Source organism: Variovorax sp. 54, assembly GCF_002754375.1.
Taxonomy (GTDB): domain Bacteria; phylum Pseudomonadota; class Gammaproteobacteria; order Burkholderiales; family Burkholderiaceae_C; genus Variovorax.
On sequence record NZ_PEFF01000001.1, the window covers coordinates 5,187,786 to 5,205,120 of the forward strand.

The window sequence follows — 17,335 nt, forward strand, 5'->3', positions numbered from 1 at the left end:
CTCAGGGCCGCTCGCCGCCCGCTTCCGACGACAGCGGCGGCGCCACTTCTTCCAGCGGCTTGCGCTCCGCATCGGCCGCGTAGCGCAACGCCAACAGCCCCGCGACGATGACCAGCACGGCGCCGATCAGGTAGCCCACCATCACCGCGCCGCGGCTGCCGGTTTCGATCAGCAGTCCGAACAGCACCGGTGCCACGAAGCCGCCCGCGCCCATGCCGATGGCATAGAAGATCGCGATGGCCATGGCGCGCATCTCGAGCGGGAACACCTCGCTCACCGTCAGGTAGGCCGAACTGGCCGCGGCCGACGCCAGGAAGAACACCGCCGACCAGCACAGCGCCTGGCTGCGCGCGTCGAGCCAGCCCTGCATGAAGGCCCAGCCCGTGAGCGCCAGGCCCACGCCGGCCAGCACATAGGTCAGCGCGATCATCTTGCGCCGGCCCACGCTGTCGAACAGTGGGCCCAGCAGCAGCGGCCCGAGCACGTTGCCCAGCGCGAACGGAAAGATGTACAGCGCCACGCGGCCTTCGGCCACGCCGTAGAAGCGCGTCAGCACCAGCGCGTAGGTGAAGAAGATCGCGTTGTAGAAAAACGCCTGCGACACCATCAGCGCCACGGCCACCATGCTGCGCGCCGGGTAGCGCCGCAACAGCACGCGCGCCACCTCGCGCATCGGCGGGCTGTTCTGGCGCGCGGCGGTGTACGTCACATGGCCTTGCGGAGTGGGCAGTGGGCCGTGCTGCACTTCGACTTCGCGCTCGATGTCCGCGACGATGCGCTCGGCCTCATCCGCGCGTCCGTGCGCGATGAGCCAGCGCGGGCTCTCGGGCACATGGCGCCGCACCAGCAGGATGGCCACCGCCAGCACCGCGCCCAGCGCAAAGCCCGCGCGCCAGCCCCACACCGGGCCGATCACGCGCGCATCGAGCAGCACCAGGCTCAGCGCCGCGCCGAGCGCCGCACCGATCCAGAAGCTGCCGTTGATTGCGAGGTTGACGCGCCCGCGCACGCGCGCCGGAATGAGTTCGTCGATCGCCGAGTTGATGGCCGCGTACTCGCCGCCGATGCCTAGCCCCGTGACGAAGCGGCACAGCGCAAAGAAGGCGAAGTTGGGTGAGAAGGCCGTGGCCAGCGTGCCGATCGTGTAGACCACGAGCGTGAGCAAGAAGAGCTTCTTGCGCCCGAGTCGGTCGGTGAGCCGCCCGAAGACCAGCGCGCCGATCACTGCGCCCGCGATGTAGATCGAGCCCGACCAGCCGATCTCTCCCGCCGTAAGCCCGAGCGTGTCGGGCCGCTCCAGCACCGCGCCGATGGAACCCACCAGCGTGACCTCGAGGCCGTCGAGAATCCAGGCCACGCCCAGCGCGATCACCACGCGCCAATGCCAGCGCGACCACGGCAGGCGGTCCAGGCGGGCAGGGATGTCGCTGCGCAGAACCGTCATGCGCAGCATTCTGGGCGGCTGCCGCGCACGGCGCTGTAGGACCACGCCGGCCGTGGTCCGAAATCAAGGCGCTGCGAATGCGCCGTGGTGGGATCTTCGGCGCCGGTCAGCCGAACACGTTGAACAGTGCCAGCAACCAGCCCGCAACGCCTGCCAGGTTGAGCGACTCAGCCTTCTCCGGCCCCACTTCCTTCAGCACGGGCTCGGTGTCGAGTGTGTTCACGCTCAGCAGGTTGTTCAGGAAGTGGCCCACGTCGCCGTCGAAGGCCGGCTGGATGCGACCGCCGTCATCGCGCATGTTCGCGGCGCGCGTGGTCTCGGTGCCCGCGAAGGTCAGCGCCGTCGTCACGTGGCTGCCGATGACGAGGTAGCGCGACCACGGCATGTAGTAGCCGAAGTTGGGCAGCGGGCCGAGGTCGGCACGCACCAGGTCCAGCTCCTTGCGGAAGAGTTTGAGCTTCGCATCGCGCAGCGCCGAGCCTTCGAGGCCCACGACCTCGGCGTTCTGCGCGCCGATGAAGAAGAAGCGCGAGATGACCTGGTCCTGCTGGAAGCTCGACAGCCCGAAGCGGTCGACGGGGTAGCGCTGCGAGAGCACCTTGCTGAAGTTGCCGGTGGTGCCGCCGGTGGCCTTGGCGATGTCGACCTTCTTGCCCGTCGTCTTTTCCCAGCGCGCGATGAGCCCGCTGGCCTGCTCGGCGTACTCGGGGTGGCCGGGCACACGCAGGTCGGCCGCCAGCGGCTGCTGGAAGAAGCCCCAGGTGTGGCTGGCCAGTTGCCAGAACTTGGCCGCGGGTGTCTTCTCGAGGTCGGCGGCCGAGATCGTCTCGCCGGTGCTGTAGACCGGCGCCGTCAACAGCGGCCCCGAGTCGTTGAGCAGCGCGACGCGTGTCTTCTCGCCGGCGAGCGCCTGCCGGATCATCGGGTAGTTGAACTGCGCCGAGTAGCCGCCGGCACTGCCGCCGTACACCAGCAGTTGCTGCAGGTAGCCGCGCTGCGAGAGGCTCTGCGTGAACTGGTGGTCTTGCAGGAACTTCATGGCCGCGCGCACGTTGTTCAGACCGTTGAAGTTGACGTACTTGGTCTTCGTCGCGTCGCCGGGGGCGGCCGGGTCGTCGAACGCGCGGAAGCTCGCGCCGGCGGACACGTCGCCCGTGCAGTACGGAAAGACGAGCTTGGTCCACTTCTGGGTTTCGGGCGCCGTGGTCGTCTGCCACAGGCGGCCCCACCAGCCGTCGTCCAGCTTGCCCGAGCCGCGACCGAAGAGCAGGCGCGCGGCCGCTTCGACGAGGAAGGTGTTGCCCTCGAGCACCGGCGAGGTGAGCAGCAGCGCGGTGTTCGACACGATGCCGTCGCCCTGGATATAGCCCGAGGGCAGCCCGTCGGGGTTGGCTGCGCCGGTCGCAGCGTCGGGGCGGCACGACTCGAAGTCCCAGCACGCGCCGCCGCCTTCGAAGTCGACCAGCACCTTGTCGCGCATGCCGGCGTCGGAAGAGACCTTGTAGTACATGCGGTAGGGCGTGCCGTTCATGCACGACGCGCCCGAGCTCGCCGGAAAGGTGTACTCGACCCAGGTGTCGAGGTCGGCCGACCAGTTGGGGCCCGCGGCGGGCACGATGGTCTGGCCGGGCTTGGAGCTGGTCGTGAGGCCCGCGTTGTACTTGCGCGTGGCCTCGTCGATGAAGGCCTGCGCGTCGGCGCGGCTGCGCTGTGTGGGGGCGGCGGACGCGCTGCTTTCCTGCACGGGCGTCGAGGCGCTGCTGGCCGCGGCCATCGACAGCGACACGGCCAGCGTGGCCGCGATTTTCCAAAGAACTCTCACCTGCTTCATGTTGTGTGGCTCCTGATTTTTTGCGATGAAGGATTCAGATTCAGTAGTGGCGACTTCGGATCTCGAGCTCTCTGTGCGCCATCACCCGTTGTCGTTCATCGGGGTCCTGCACGGAGGCTTGCACCTCGCCGGCCATCCGGTTCCTGGCCTGCGTGTAGCTCTGGTAGCGGGGTTCGGTGGTGGGCGCGGGGCCGACTTTCTGCCGCGCGTGCGCCTGGAGCGATTCGGTCAGCTGCTTCGTGAGCGCGTCGCGAATGGTGGGGTCGGGCTCGCCGATCTGGATCAGTGCGCGCGTCGACGCGATGGCCTCCACGGGCAGGATCTCGCCGTTGGCCACGTGCCGGGGCAGCTGCTCCAGGATCGCGTACGACTCGTCGCGCCGTTCCTCGTCGCTGAGGTTCGGCAGCATCTGCGCCAGCGTGTTGATGCGGTCCCGGAAGCGCGCAAGCGCGACGATGCGGTCCACCTCCTGCGCCACGTCCTTGCCGGTGCCGGCCAGGTCGCGCCGCAGCTGCACGAGGTCCAGGCCGCGCTCGCGCGCACCGGCCGAGGTCTGGTACGGCGATGCACCCGGCGCGAAGGGCGTGTAGACCGGCGCGCGCCGGGCAAGCACGACGCCTTCCCGCGGCGCGGCCTGTGCATTGGCGGAAGCCGCAGCGGCAGCGGCCGTGTCGCGCGTGGCGGCATGGCTGTCCGGGTCGGCGAAGAAGAACCAGGCGCCGAGCGCCGTCAGCAGGGTGGCGGCGCCGAGGCCGAGCCTGGCGGATGTCGATAAGCGGGAGCGCACCGGGAACCTCTCTTGTCTCTTGTCTTGTTCGTTTCCGTCACCCGGGAAGCGTAGACAGGGACCGCGGCGCCCACTTTCATGCAGCCGCTAAGGTTCTAGGTACAAACGAGAAAGGCGCAGCGATGCAACCTTGTTGCAGTGCTGTCACTGCCCCCAGACGCGCTCCGCCTGTTCGTCAGCCGTCACGCACACCCGGCGCGACAGGAACGAGGGCGGCAGGCCGAACGAACACTGGAAGGTGCGGCTCATGTGGGCCGCGCTGGCGAAGCCGCCGTCCAGCGCGATCTCGGCCAACGGCCGGCCGCTGGCGAACTGCTGCACCGAACGGCGCACCTTGGCCCACAGCAGGTAGTTCTTGATCGACACGCCCGCCTGCTCGCGGAACAGATGGGTCAGGCGGTCGGGCGACAGGCAGGCCACCTCGGACAGCTCCTGCAGCGGCAGCGGGCCCGCATGCGACCGGGCGACGCGCATCACGTTGTCGATGCGCGGATCGAGCCCGCCCGCAGGCTCGGGCCGGCCGGTGACGGCCTCCACCATCTGCGCGCTGAGCGACTGCAGGTGGTGCTCGGCCAGCGCTCCGCCCTGCGCCGCCTCGAAGCTGTCGCGCAGCCGGCCGAAGCAGTGCGCATCGATCGGCAGGATGCCCCGGTCGCCCATCCACCGCGACAGCGTGCGGTAGGCGATCGAGCCCGGATCGAGGTTGAGCGACAGCAGCCCGCAGCCGTCGACATACAGTCGACGCTGCGTGCCCGGCGCCACCAGCGCGGCCGTGCACAGCGCGCGGGTGCCGTCGGCGGCTTCCAGCCGGAACGGATGGCCGCTGACCGAGGCCAGCAGCGTCACCGACGAGCGGGCCGTCAGGTCAGACTCGATGGCCGGCGTGACATAGAGAAAACTGCGATCCCAGAGATGCAGGAAGTTCTGTGCGGTCATGGGCATCCTTCGGAGGGACCCCGCGCCCTCCGGCCGGCATCATGCCGGAACGGCCGCCGTCACCTGCCGGATGCCCATGGCTTTCAGCGTGTCGGCAATGGCCGCCACCGCGCCCGGAATGCCCGCGTCGCCGAAGTGCCCCATGCAGCCCACGCGGAAGGTCTCGACCTGCGTCAGCTTGCCGGGGTAGAGGATGTAGCCGCGCTTCTTCACCTCTTGGTAGAAGGTCTTGAAGTCGTAGTTGGCATCGTCGGGCGCATGGAAGGTGACGATGATCGGCGCCTGGATCGCCGGGTCGAGGAAGCTGCGGAAACCCAGCGTCGCCAGCCCGTCGATGAGCGCCTTGCAGTTGCGCGTGTAGCGTCCGCCGCGCGCGGGCAGGCCGCCTTCCTCGGTGTACTGCGCAATGGCGGTGTCGAGCGCGGCGACCACGTGCGTGGGCGGCGTGAAGCGCCATTGCGTGGTCTTCTCCATGTAGACCCACTGGTCGTACAGGTCCATGCTCAGCGAGTGGCAGTTGCCCTCGCACTTTTCGAGCGTGCTGCGCTTGACGATGACGAAGCCCATGCCCGGCACGCCTTCGAGGCATTTGCCCGAAGCGGCGACCACGGCGTCGAACGGTGTCTTGCGTGCATCGATGTCCAGCGCGCCGAAGGAGCTCATGGCATCGATGATCAGGCCGCGTCCGTGCTTGGCCACGACCAGTGCGATCTCGTGCAGCGGGTTGAGCACGCCGGCGCCGGTTTCGCAGTGCACCACGGCCACGTGGGTGATGCTGGGGTCGGCTGCGAGCGCGCGGTCGACGTCGGCGGGCGAGACCTGCTTTTCTTCGGTGTAGTCGATGGTGGTGAGCTTGCGGCCCAGCACCTTGCAGATTTTCGCGAGGCGCTGGCAGTAGGCGCCGTTGCTCGGCACCAGCACATGGCCGGTGCGCGGCACGATCGTGCCGATGGCCGCTTCGACCGAGAAGGTGCCGCTGCCTTGCAACGGAACGCATTCGTGCGTGCCCGTGCCATGCACGATGTTCAGCACTTCCTTGCGGATGCGCGCCGTGATCTGGTTGAAGTCGGCGTCCCATGAACCCCAGTCGCGCAGCATCGCTTGGCGTGTGCGATCCGAGGTGGTCAGGGGGCCGGGCGTGAGCAGGATGGGGTGGGCGGCTTGACTCATGGTGTCTCCAGGCAGGGAAAGGAAATGAGGGGGCGAGAGGTGAAGAGTTCGCTCAGCCGCGGCTGAGGTTGCGCCAGGCCTGCGTGCGTGCAAGCAGCACGCGCGTGAGCAGGGCGTAGGCGATGCACACCAGCGTCGAGGTCACGACGATCAGGCTGGCCAGCGCGGCGGCCGGGCCGATGTCGCCGGCGTCGTCCAGGTGCATGATCGCGACCGACGCGAGGATGGTCTCCGGCGTGTACAGGAAGATGGCGCACGACAGGCTGGCCATCGACACCACGAAGAAGTAGCGCCCGATGTCCAGGATGGCCGGCAGGCACACCGGCACCGTCACGCGCAGGAAGGTCTTGAAGAACGGCACCTTGAGCGAGGCCGACACGGCTTCGAACTCGTTGTCGATCTGCTTGAGCGCCGTCACCGCCGTGAGGTGGCTCGAGGTGTAGTAGTGCACCACCATCGAGATGATCAGGATCGCCATCGTCTGGTAGAGAAAGTTCAGCGGGTTGGACGGATGGTTGAAGAACATCACGTAGCCCAGGCCCAGCACCAGGCCCGGCACCGCCATCGACAGCACCGCCATCAGGTGCATGCCCTTGCGCATGAGGCCCAGGTTGCGCGTCTTCTCGATCAGGTAGGCGCCCACGAACACGATGAGCGAGCCGGCCACCGCGGTGACCATCGCCACCAGCAGGCTGTTGCCGTAGGCGGCGGCCATGTCGCTCTCGACGAGCACGAAGTGGTAGTGCTTGAGCGTGAACGACAGGTCGTACGGCCACAGCGAGATCGCCGAGGTGTAGACGGCCATGCCGATGGTCGCCAGCAGCAGGCCGCAGACCACGGTGCAGAACAGCGTGAGCACGGCATCGGCCACCTTGCGCGGCTTCGGGGTGTAGGGCACCGAGCGCGCCGTGAGCTGCGCCTTCAGCTTGCGCCGCACCACGTAGTCGATCACGAACGAGATGATCGACGGCAGCAGCAGCAGCATGCCGACCACCGCGCCGATCGAGAAGTTGTGCTGGCCGACCACCTGCTTGAACACGTCGACCGACAGCACGTTGAAGTTGCCGCCGATGACCTTGGGCGCGCCGAAGTCGCTCACCACGTAGGTGAAGACCACGGTGGCCGCGCTGATCAGGCCGTACTTGCACGAGGGCAGGGTGATCGTCATGAACTGACGGAACGGCCGTGTGCGCAGCGCGGTGGCCGCCTCGTACAGCCGGCCATCGGCCAGCGACAGCGCGGTGACGAGGATCATCAGCGCGTGCGGAAAGGTGTTGTAGACCTCGGCCAGGATGATGCCCGGCGCGCCGTAGATCGAGGTGCCGCCCAGCAGGAACTTGAGCGCGCCCTGGTTGCCGAACCACTGCACGAACGAAATCGCCGACAGCAGCGAGGGCGCCAGCAGGGGAATGAGCGCGATGAGGCGGAACACCGCCTTCAGCGGCGCCGGCATGCGGCTGCGCGTGAGCGCATAGGCGAACACGAAGGCCGTGGGCACCGAGATCATGACCACCGCGGCCGACACCCAGATCGAGTTCCACGCTGCGCGCAGCAGGCTCGGCGTCTGGAAGTAGGTGATGAAGTGGGTCAGGCCGACGAAGCGGCCGTTCTTGTCCTGCACCGCGTGGGCCAGGATGGTGAGCAGCGGTGCGACCAGGAACACGAACAGCATCGCCATCACCACGAACAGGATGGCGCGCGCGATGGTCTCGTCGCGGCTCCAGCGCAGGGCCGGGCGTGCGGCCAGCGCAGGGCGGGGATGTGCCAGCGCGTTCATGACTTGGCCGGACGCGCGGCAAAGGCGCGGATGCGGTTGGCGCGCAGCGCGATGTCGATCGTGTGGCCTTCGCGGATGTCCAGGTCGTGCAGCTGGTTCAGCGAGAAGTGCAGGCCCAGCACCTGGCCGTGCAACGCGTCGGCCGTCACCTCGGCGATGCACAGGCCGCCCAGGAACTCGACCTTCGTGACCTTGGCCTGCAGGCGGTTGGGCGTGTCGTCGTTCAGGTGCTCGACCGCGCGGTCTTCGGGGCGCAGGTACAGGTTGACGTCATCGCCGGGCTCGAAGGCGCCGTCGCAGGCGTCGCACTGCAGTTCCATGTCGCCGACCTGGAAGCGCTGGTTGCCCAGCGCCACCGCGCGCAGCACGTTGACCTTGCCCACGAAGTCGGCCACGAAGGGCGTGGCCGGCTGTTCGTAGATTTCCATCGGTGTGCCGACCTGCTCGATCACACCGTGGTTCATCACCACGATGCGGTCGGCCATCGAGAGCGCTTCTTCCTGGTCGTGCGTGACCATGATGGTCGTGATGCCGACCTGTTTCTGCAGCCGGCGGATCTCGCCGCGCAGGCGGATGCGCTCCAGCGCGTCGAGCGCCGACAGCGGCTCGTCCAGCAGCAGCAGGCCGGGCCGCGTGGCCAGCGCGCGGGCCAGGGCCACGCGTTGTTGCTGGCCGCCCGAGAGCTGGCTCGGGTACTTGGCGCCCGAGGTCGGCAGGCCGACCAGCTTCAGCAGCTCGTCGACGCGCGCCTTGATCTCGCCCCGCTTCGCGCGGCTGTTGACGAGGCCGTAGCCCACGTTGTCCGCGATCGACAGGTTGGGAAAGAGCGCATACGACTGGAACACGATGCCGTAGTCGCGCTTGTCGGGCGAGAGCCACGAGACGTCCTTGCCGTTCTGCAGGATCTGCCCGGCGGTCTGCGTCTCCAGGCCCGCGATGATGCGCAGCAGCGTGGTCTTGCCGCAGCCCGAGGGGCCCAGAAAGCACAGCATCTCGCCGGGGTTCACGCGCAGGTGCACGTCGCGCAGCGCGCTGAAGGTTTCGAAGTCCTTGCGAACGCCGACGATCTCGAGGGCCGCGGGCGGGGCCGCGGTGGGGGTCAACTGGCTGGCAATGAAGCGGGTGTCGGTCATGTCCATTTTTCGCACTCGTCGTTGGAGGGCGTCACCCGTTGCGGCGGCACCCTTGAATTGAAAACCGGGGGATGCCGTCGGGCTTACTTGGGTTCGGCCTTGCCTTCGTAGCGCTTGCTCCACTCGGCCAGGATGCGTTCGCGGTTCTTGGCGGCCCAGTTCAGGTCGTTCTTGGCCAGCAGCTTTTCGTAGTTCTCAGGAATGCCTTCGAGCTTCGAGACCACGCCCGGGTAGGCGACCACGGCCCACCAGCGTGCGCTGATCTGGTTGGCTTCCTTGCTTGCCATCCAGTCGGCAAAGCGCTTGCCTTGCGCCAGCTTCGTGCTGGTCTTCATGAGGCTCGTGGCCTCGATGTCCCAGCCCAGGCCTTCCTTCGGGAAGATCAGGTCGACCGGCGCACCCGACTTCTTCACCTGGTGCGCGCGGAACTCGAACGAGATGCCGATGGGGAACTCGCCCGCGCCCGCCTGCTTGCAGGGCTTGGAGCCCGAGTGCACGTACTGCGCAATGTTCTGGTGCAGCGCGTCCATGTACTTCCAACCTTCGGCGTCGCCCAGGTTCTGCAGCCAGTACGACACATCGAGGTAGCCGGTGCCGCTGGAGGCGGGATGCGGCATCGAGATCGCGCCCTTGTAGATGGGCTTGGTCAGGTCCTTCCAGCTCTCGGGCTTGGGCAGGCCGAGCTTCTTCGCCTCGACATGGTTGAAGCAGATGGTGGCGGCCCAGACGTCCATGCCGACCCAGGCGGGCGGGCGGGCGGCGTCGGAGTACGCGGGGTTCAGTTCGTTGAAGCCCTTGGGCTCATAAGGAAGCAGCATGCCCTCCTGCTGCAGCAGCGCCAGGCTGCTGGCGGCCAGGCCGGCCACCACGTCGGCCTGCGGGTTGGCTTTTTCGGCCAGCAGCTTGGCGGTGACGATGCCGGTGGAATCGCGCACCCACTTCACTTCGATGTCGGGGTTGGCCTTCTCGAAGGCGTCCTTGTAGAGCTTCATGGCGTCGGTTTCGAGCGCCGTGTAGACCAGGAGCGGCGTCTTTTGCGCCCACGCACTGCCGGACATGAGGCCGAGGGCCGCAACACACAGGGCGGCCGTGAGACGGCGCGTGCTTTGTTTCATCGTCATCTGTTTTCTCCTGAAAGGCTGGCTGTCACTGAAGAGGGTGAGTGAGGGGCTGGCGCCGGCGCGAAGGTGTCCAACGCCGTCCGGTGTTTGCAATGTAGGTTGCTGATTGCCGACTGTCAATAAAAAATTGTTGACAGTTGACGATCCTTCGGGAAAATACGCCCCATGGTCACCAGCAATCACTCCGCCGCCCTCGCGTTTCTCCAGTCCAGCTCGCTGCCGATGCTGATGCAGGAAGAAATCGAGCGTTTGATCATGACGGGCGAGCTTCCCGTGGGCAGCCGCATCAACGAGAGCGAGCTCTCGCTGCGCTTCAACACCAGCCGCGGCCCGATCCGCGAGGCGCTGCGCGCCCTGGAAGAGGCCGGCCTGGTGCGCAACGAGAAGAACCGCGGTGTCTTCGTGCGCGAGATCGCGTTCGAAGAGGCCGACGAGATCTACGAACTGCGCGAGGCGCTGGAAGAAATCATCGGCCGGCGCGTGGCGCTGGCGATCCAGCCCGACGCGGTGGAGCGCCTGCGCGCCATGGTCGACGCCATGCGCTCGGCGGCCCAGGCGCAGGACGTGGAGCAGTACGCGCAGCTCAACCTGCAGTTCCACGAGATCCTGCTCGACACGGCCGGCAGCAAGAAGCTCACCGAAACCTACAAGCGGCTCGTCAAGGAGCTGCACCTTTTCAGAATGCGCGCGCTCGACAGCGGCGGCGGCCTGCGGGTCTCGGCCGACGAGCACAGCCACATCGTCGACGCCATTGCCAGCGGCAACGCCGACACGGCAGGCCGCGCACTGCGCGAACACGTGGCCGGCAGCCGCGCGCGCATGCACAAGGCCTTCGGCCGCATCGACGCCGATGCGGCCATCACCAGCAACACCCCCGTTACCCCGAACCACCCACCCCAAAAGGAAGTCTGAAATGACACCGGAGACACTTGAAGTCAATGCCAGAAGCTATCGCTGGATGGCCCGTCCGATCGTGGTCGTGTGCGTGGACGGCTGCGAGCCGGCCTACCTCGATGCGGCCATCGAAGCCGGCGTGGCACCGTACATCGCCCGCATGCGCAAGGACGGCGCCGATCTGCTCGCCGACTGCGTCGTGCCCTCGTTCACCAACCCCAACAACCTGTCGATCGTGACCGGCGCGCCGCCCGCGGTGCACGGCATCTGCGGGAACTACTTCTTCGACCGCGAGCTGGGTCAGGAAGTGATGATGAACGACCCCAAGTACCTGCGCGCCGGCACGGTGCTCGCGGCCTTTGCCGACGCGGGCGCCAAGCTCGCCGTGATCACCGCCAAGGACAAGCTGCGCAAGCTGCTCGGTCACAAGATGAAGGGCATCTGCTTCTCGTCGGAGAAGTCGGACCAGGTGACGATGGAAGAGAACGGCATCGACAACGTGCTCGACATGGTCGGCATGCCCGTGCCCTCGGTGTACAGCGCCGAGCTGTCGGAGTTCGTGTTCGCCGCCGGCGTGAAGCTGATGGAGTCGCAGCGCCCCGACCTGATGTACCTGTCGACCACCGACTACGTGCAGCACAAGGCCGCACCGGGCAGCCCCGCAGCGAACGCCTTCTACCAAATGATGGACGGCTACCTCGCGCAGCTCGACGCGCTCGGCGCAACCATCGTGCTCACGGCCGACCACGGCATGAACGACAAGCACGGTGCCGACGGTTCGCCGAACGTGATCTACCTGCAGGACGTGCTCGACGGCTGGTACGGCGCTGAAACAGCCCGCGTGATCCTGCCGATCACCGATCCGTACGTGGTGCACCACGGTGCGCTCGGCTCCTTCGCCACCGTGTACGCCCCCGACGAAGCCAGCGTGCCGGGCTGGATCGAACGCATCAAGGGCATCCCGGGCATGGAACTCGTGCTCTCGCGCAAGGAAGCCGCGCAGCGCTTCGAGCTGCCGCCCGACCGCATCGGCGACATCGTGGTCGTCAGCGAGCAGAGCACCGTCATCGGCACCGCCGCCAGCCGCCACGACCTGTCGGCCCTCGAAGTGCCGCTGCGCTCGCACGGCGGTGTGTCCGAGCAGAAGGTGCCGCTGATCTGCAACCGCCCGGTCGAAGGCATTGCCGCCGGCCGCCGGCTGCGCAACTTCGATGCGCTCGACCTCGCCCTGAACCACGCACGCTGAAGCCACACGGAGCACCCATGAGCCAAGCCATCCTGAAGCCAGGCACTGTCCACCGCGAGGCCTTGCGCATCGCCGGCGAGAAAGTCCACCGCGACCGCACCATCGACGTCACCTACCCGTACACCGGTGAAGTGATCGCCACCGTGCCCAAGGCCACGCTGGACGACGTGCGTAATGCCCTGCGCATCGCCCGCGACTACAAGCCCACGCTCACGCGCTACGAGCGCTACAAGATCCTCATGCGCGCCGGCGAGATCATCGCCTCGCGCCTGGACGAGATCTCGCGCACCATCACGCTCGAATCGGGCCTGTGCCGCAAGGACTCGCTCTACGAAGTGGGCCGCGCCTCCGACGTGCTGCTGTTCGCCGCCAACCAGGCGCTGGTGGACGACGGTCAGGTGTTCTCTTGCGACCTCACGCACCACGGCAAGAGCCGCAAGGTCTACACGCTGCGCGAGCCCTTGCAGGGCGCCATCACCGCCATCACCCCGTTCAACCATCCGCTGAACCAGGTGATCCACAAGGTGGCGCCCTCCATTGCCACCAACAACCGGATGGTGCTCAAGCCCAGCGAGAAGACGCCGCTGACGGCCTTCATCCTGGCCGACATCCTGTACGAGGCGGGCCTGCCGCCACAGATGCTGTCGGTCATCACCGGTGACCCGGCCGAGATTGCCGATGAACTGCTGACCAACGCCGACGTGGACATGGTCACCTTCACCGGTGGCGTGTCCATCGGCAAGTACATCGCGGGCAAGGCGGTCTACAAGCGCCAGATCCTGGAGCTGGGCGGCAACGATCCGATCATCGTGATGGAAGACGCGGACATTGAGGAAGCTGCCACGCTGGCGGCCAACGGTTCGTACAAGAACTCGGGCCAGCGCTGCACAGCAGTCAAACGCATGCTGGTGCACGAGTCGGTCGCCGACCAGTTCGTCGAGTTGCTGGTAGCCAAGACAAAAGCGCTGAAGTACGGCGACCCGATGGACCCGGCCACCGACATGGGCACGGTGATCGATGAAGCGGCTGCCAAGCAGTTCGAGGCGGTGGTCAACGAGGCGATCAAGTCCGGTGCGAAGCTGCTGTACGGCAACGAACGCCGCGGCGCGCTGTACTCGCCCACCGTGCTCGACCACGTCGACCCCGAGATGACGGTCGCCAAGCAGGAGACCTTCGGCCCCGTCTCGCCGGTGATCCGCTTCAAGAACATCGAAGAGGCGATCCGCATCTCCAACGGCACGGCCTACGGTTTGTCGTCGTCGATCTGCACCAACCGGCTGGACTACATCACGCGCTTCATCCGCGAGCTGAACGTGGGCAGCGTGAACGTGCGCGAAGTGCCGGGCTACCGCCTGGAGCTCACGCCCTTCGGCGGCATCAAGGACTCGGGCCTGGGCTACAAGGAAGGCGTGCTCGAAGCGATGAAGAGCTTCACCAACACCAAGACCTACTCGCTGCCCTGGTAACCATGAGCCTCAGCATCCCCGACATCGTCGGCCTCTTCGAGACCAAGGGCCACGCGCAGTACGACGGCGAGCCGGTCACGCAGCTGGAGCACGCGCTGCAGTCGGCGCACCTGGCCGAGCAGGAGGGGGCGGACAGCGCGCTGATCGCCGCCTCCCTGCTGCACGACCTGGGCCATCTGCTGCACGACTTCGGCGGCACGCCGACGCAGCAGGGGCTGGACGACCTGCACCAGTACCGCTGCCTGCCGTTCCTGCGCGCGCTGTTCGGACCGGCCACGCTGGAGCCGATCCGGCTGCATGTGGACGCCAAGCGCTTTCTGTGCGCGCGTGTGCCCGGCTACCTGGAGGCGCTGTCGGCCGACTCGAAGCGCAGCCTGCAACTGCAGGGTGGCGTTTTCGACTCGGCGCAGGCCAGCGCTTTCGAGGCCCTGCCGTATGCGATGGACGCGGTGCGCCTGCGGCGCTGGGACGACACGGCCAAGCTGGCCGATGCCGACATGCCCGGTCTCGCGCACTTCGTGCGCCATCTCGAAATCAGTTCCGCCGAACACCGGCAAGCCCTCAACGCCTAAGGCACACGGATGCGCCCCTTCTGGATCGAACAAGCGCTCTTCAACGACGGCGATCTGGCCCCGGCGCTGCAAGGTGAAACCACCGCAGACGTCTGCATCGTCGGCGGCGGCTTCACCGGCCTGTGGACAGCGATCCAGGCCAAGCTGCAGGCGCCTGCGCTCGACATCGTCATTCTCGAAAGCGACCTCTGCGGCGCCGGCGCCAGCGGGCGCAACGGCGGTTGCCTGCTGACCTGGTCGGCCAAGTTCCTGACGCTGCGGCGGCTGTTCGGCGAAGGCGAGGCCGTGCGCCTCGTGAAGGCGTCGGAAGCGGCGGTGGGGCACATCGCCGACTTCTGCGCGGCGCACGGCATCGACGCCGAGCTGCGGCGCGACGGCACGCTCTACACCGCGACTTCGCAGGCGCAGATCGGCACGCTCGATCCGATGATGCAGGCGCTGGAAGCGCGCGGCATCCATTCGTACCACGCGCTGCCGCCCGACGAGGTGGCACAGCGTTCAGGCTCGGCGCGCAACCTGGCCGGCGTGTACTCGCCGATCGCCGCCACCGTGCACCCGGGCAAGCTGGTGCGCGGGCTGCGGCGCGTGGCGCTGGCCATGGGCATCCGCATCCACGAGCGCACGCCGATGCTCGACTTCAGCACCGACCAGCCCGTGATGGTGCGCACGCCGACCGGGCGCGTGCGCGCGAAGAAACTGGTGCTCGCGATGAACGCGTGGATGGCCAGCCGCTTCCCGCAGTTCGAGCGGACCATCGCCATCGTGTCGAGCGACATGATCATCACCGAGCGCTGCCCCGATCTGCTGCAGCAGATCGGCCTGACCGACGGCGTGTCGGTGCTCGACTCGCGCACCTTCGTGTACTACTACCGCAGCACGGTCGACGGCCGCATCATGCTGGGCAAGGGCGGCAACACCTTCGCCTGGGGCGGCCGCATGGCCAAGGTGTTCGACGAGCGCTCGCCCTACGAGGCCGAGCTCACGCAGGCGCTGCATTCCTTCTTCCCGGCATTGAGCAACACGCCGATCACCGCGAGCTGGAACGGCCCGTCCGACCGCTCGGTGACGGGCTTTCCGTTCTTCGGCAAGCTCGATGGCGCACCGCACATCTACTACGGCTTCGGCTACTCGGGCAACGGGGTGGGGCCGACCTACATGGGCGGGCAGATCCTGTCGTCGCTGGTGCTCGACCAGGACAACGCATGGACACGCAGCCCGATCACGGCCGGGCCGCTGGGCTACTTTCCGCCGGAGCCGATGCGCTATGTGGGCTCGATCGTCGTGCGCAACGCGATCCGCCGCAAGGAACGCGCTGAGGATGAGGACCGCCAGCCGTGGCTGGTGGACCGCATGCTCAGCAAGCTCGCGAACGCCGCAGGCAAGGCAGACAAAGCCTGACCTGCTGCGGACGCGTCAATATCAGCGGTTCGAAGGGAACGAGAACATCGTGCCCTCACGCACGCCGGCCGAGGGCCAGCGCTGCGTGACGGTCTTGCGCTTGGTGTAGAAGCGCACGGCGTCGGGGCCGTAGGCGTGCAGGTCGCCGAACAGCGAGCGCTTCCAGCCGCCGAACGAGTGGTACGCCACGGGCACGGGCAGCGGCACGTTGATGCCGACCATGCCGACCTGGATGTTGTCGCTGAACCAGCGCGCGGCCTCGCCGTCGCGCGTGAAGATGCAGGTGCCGTTGCCGTACTCGTGCGCGTCGATCAGGTCCATGGCTTCCTGCAGCGTCTTCACGCGCACCACGCCGAGCACCGGGCCGAAGATCTCTTCCTGGTAGATCGTCATGCCGGGCTTCACGTGGTCGAACAGGCAGGCGCCGAGGTAGTAGCCGCCTTCGTGGCCTTCGACCTGGATGCCGCGGCCGTCGACCACCAGCTTGGCGCCGGCGGCCACGCCCGCGTCGACGAAGGCCTTGACCTTCTCGAAGTGCGGCTGCGTGACCAGCGGGCCCATGTCGTTGCCGTTGTCGGTGCCGGGGCCGACCTTCATCTTGGCGATTTCGACCTTCAGGCCTTCGACCACCGCGTCGGCCGTGGCGTCGCCCACGGCCACCACCAGCGGAATCGCCATGCAGCGCTCGCCGCACGAGCCGTAGGCCGCGCCCATGAGCGCGCTCACGGCGTTGCCGATGTCGGCATCGGGCATCACCACCGCATGGTTCTTGGCGCCGCCGAGCGCCTGCACGCGCTTGCCGTGGGCCGTGCCCGTGGTGTAGATGTATTCGGCGATGGGCGTCGAGCCCACGAAGCTCACGGCCTTCACGCGGCGGTCGGTCAGCAGCGTGTCGACCGCTTCCTTGTCGCCGTTGACCACGTTGAGCACGCCCGGCGGCAGGCCGGCCTGCAGCGCGAGTTCGGCCATGAACAGCGTGGAGGAGGGCGTGCGCTCCGAGGGCTTCAGCACGAAGGTGTTGCCGCAGGCCACGGCCATCGGCCACATCCACAGCGGCACCATGACGGGGAAGTTGAACGGCGTGATGCCGGCCGCGACACCCATCGCCTGGAACTCGCTCCACGAGTCGATCGACGGGCCGACGTTCTTGCTGTGCTCGCCCTTGAGCAGCTCGGGCACGTAGCTGGCGTACTCGACGTTCTCGATGCCGCGCTGCAGCTCGCCGTGCGCGTCGGCCAGCACCTTGCCGTGCTCGGCGGTGATCAGCGCGGCAATGGTGTCGGCGTTTTCTTCGAGCAGCGTCTTCAGGCGGCTCATCACGCGGGCGCGCTTCAGCGGCGGCGTGTTGCGCCAGGCCGGGAAGGCGGCCTGCGCCGCGGCGATGGCCTGCTCGACCGTGAGCTTGTCGGCGAGCGCGACGCTCTTGGCCGACAGGCCGGTGGCGGGGTCGAACACCGGCTGCACGCGGCTGCCGCCGCCGACGTGCTTGCCGTCGATGAAGTGGCCGATGGTGGCGGTGACGTTCTTGTCGTGTTGCATGTCTTCAGGTCTCGAAAGGGA

Annotated in this window: 14 protein-coding genes; 5 read left to right on the top strand and 9 right to left on the bottom strand. The window is 67.4% G+C overall.

The annotated features are described in order from the left end of the window. Position 1: 1 nt before the first annotated feature. The 8 genes from CLU95_RS23810 to CLU95_RS23845 all read right to left on the bottom strand — a co-directional run bounded on the left by CLU95_RS23810 (position 2) and on the right by CLU95_RS23845 (position 10,199). The gene (locus tag CLU95_RS23810) at positions 2 to 1,444 is read right to left on the bottom strand and encodes an MFS transporter (protein ID WP_099797451.1); all 1,443 of its coding nucleotides are present in this window, start codon (positions 1,442 to 1,444) and stop codon (positions 2 to 4) included. 106 nt (positions 1,445 to 1,550) lie between these two features. Next, positions 1,551 to 3,275 (bottom strand): hypothetical protein, encoded by a 1,725-nt coding sequence (locus CLU95_RS23815; protein WP_099795877.1) that lies wholly within the window; start codon positions 3,273 to 3,275, stop codon positions 1,551 to 1,553. A 40-nt stretch (positions 3,276 to 3,315) separates the two neighbouring features. Further along, positions 3,316 to 4,062 carry a hypothetical protein gene (locus tag CLU95_RS23820; RefSeq protein ID WP_099795878.1) on the bottom strand — a complete coding sequence of 249 codons (747 nt, stop codon included), beginning with the start codon at positions 4,060 to 4,062 and terminating at the stop codon, positions 3,316 to 3,318. Between the two features lie 144 nt (positions 4,063 to 4,206). Beyond that, on the bottom strand, positions 4,207 to 4,998 hold the full coding sequence (locus tag CLU95_RS23825) for a helix-turn-helix domain-containing protein (protein WP_099795879.1): 792 nt from the start codon (positions 4,996 to 4,998) through the stop codon (positions 4,207 to 4,209). Positions 4,999 to 5,037: 39 nt separating this feature from the next. Further along, the gene (locus CLU95_RS23830) at positions 5,038 to 6,168 is read right to left on the bottom strand and encodes a 2-aminoethylphosphonate--pyruvate transaminase (RefSeq protein ID WP_099795880.1); all 1,131 of its coding nucleotides are present in this window, start codon (positions 6,166 to 6,168) and stop codon (positions 5,038 to 5,040) included. Between the two features lie 52 nt (positions 6,169 to 6,220). After that, the gene (locus tag CLU95_RS23835) at positions 6,221 to 7,945 is read right to left on the bottom strand and encodes a putative 2-aminoethylphosphonate ABC transporter permease subunit (RefSeq protein WP_099795881.1); all 1,725 of its coding nucleotides are present in this window, start codon (positions 7,943 to 7,945) and stop codon (positions 6,221 to 6,223) included. Continuing rightward, positions 7,942 to 9,084 (bottom strand): putative 2-aminoethylphosphonate ABC transporter ATP-binding protein, encoded by a 1,143-nt coding sequence (locus CLU95_RS23840; RefSeq protein ID WP_099795882.1) that lies wholly within the window; start codon positions 9,082 to 9,084, stop codon positions 7,942 to 7,944. The genes CLU95_RS23835 and CLU95_RS23840 overlap by 4 nt, the downstream gene beginning before the upstream one ends. Before the next feature lie 77 nt (positions 9,085 to 9,161). After that, a complete protein-coding gene (locus tag CLU95_RS23845; RefSeq protein WP_099795883.1) occupies positions 9,162 to 10,199 on the bottom strand; it encodes a putative 2-aminoethylphosphonate ABC transporter substrate-binding protein in 1,038 nt (345 codons plus the stop codon). A 165-nt stretch (positions 10,200 to 10,364) separates the two neighbouring features. On the opposite strand from CLU95_RS23845, the gene CLU95_RS23850 reads away from it, so the two are divergent. Genes CLU95_RS23850 through CLU95_RS23870 form a run of 5 tightly spaced genes read left to right on the top strand, consistent with a single transcriptional unit; the run spans position 10,365 to position 15,775 of the window. After that, positions 10,365 to 11,111 (top strand): phosphonate utilization associated transcriptional regulator, encoded by a 747-nt coding sequence (locus CLU95_RS23850; RefSeq protein ID WP_257214711.1) that lies wholly within the window; start codon positions 10,365 to 10,367, stop codon positions 11,109 to 11,111. 1 nt (position 11,112) lies between these two features. Next, positions 11,113 to 12,339 carry a phosphonoacetate hydrolase gene (gene phnA, locus CLU95_RS23855; RefSeq protein WP_099795884.1) on the top strand — a complete coding sequence of 409 codons (1,227 nt, stop codon included), beginning with the start codon at positions 11,113 to 11,115 and terminating at the stop codon, positions 12,337 to 12,339. A gap of 17 nt (positions 12,340 to 12,356) precedes the next feature. Next, positions 12,357 to 13,805: a phosphonoacetaldehyde dehydrogenase gene (gene phnY / locus CLU95_RS23860; RefSeq protein WP_099795885.1), complete on the top strand. Its 1,449-nt coding sequence runs from the start codon at positions 12,357 to 12,359 to the stop codon at positions 13,803 to 13,805. Between the two features lie 2 nt (positions 13,806 to 13,807). Next, complete coding sequence (locus tag CLU95_RS23865; protein ID WP_099795886.1) at positions 13,808 to 14,377, top strand: phosphonate degradation HD-domain oxygenase; 570 nt, start codon at positions 13,808 to 13,810, stop codon at positions 14,375 to 14,377. 9 nt (positions 14,378 to 14,386) lie between these two features. Further along, the gene (locus tag CLU95_RS23870) at positions 14,387 to 15,775 is read left to right on the top strand and encodes an FAD-dependent oxidoreductase (RefSeq protein ID WP_099795887.1); all 1,389 of its coding nucleotides are present in this window, start codon (positions 14,387 to 14,389) and stop codon (positions 15,773 to 15,775) included. A gap of 21 nt (positions 15,776 to 15,796) precedes the next feature. Here CLU95_RS23870 and CLU95_RS23875 read toward each other — a convergent pair whose 3' ends face one another. Continuing rightward, positions 15,797 to 17,314 carry a CoA-acylating methylmalonate-semialdehyde dehydrogenase gene (locus CLU95_RS23875; protein ID WP_099795888.1) on the bottom strand — a complete coding sequence of 506 codons (1,518 nt, stop codon included), beginning with the start codon at positions 17,312 to 17,314 and terminating at the stop codon, positions 15,797 to 15,799. Positions 17,315 to 17,335 lie beyond the last annotated feature (21 nt).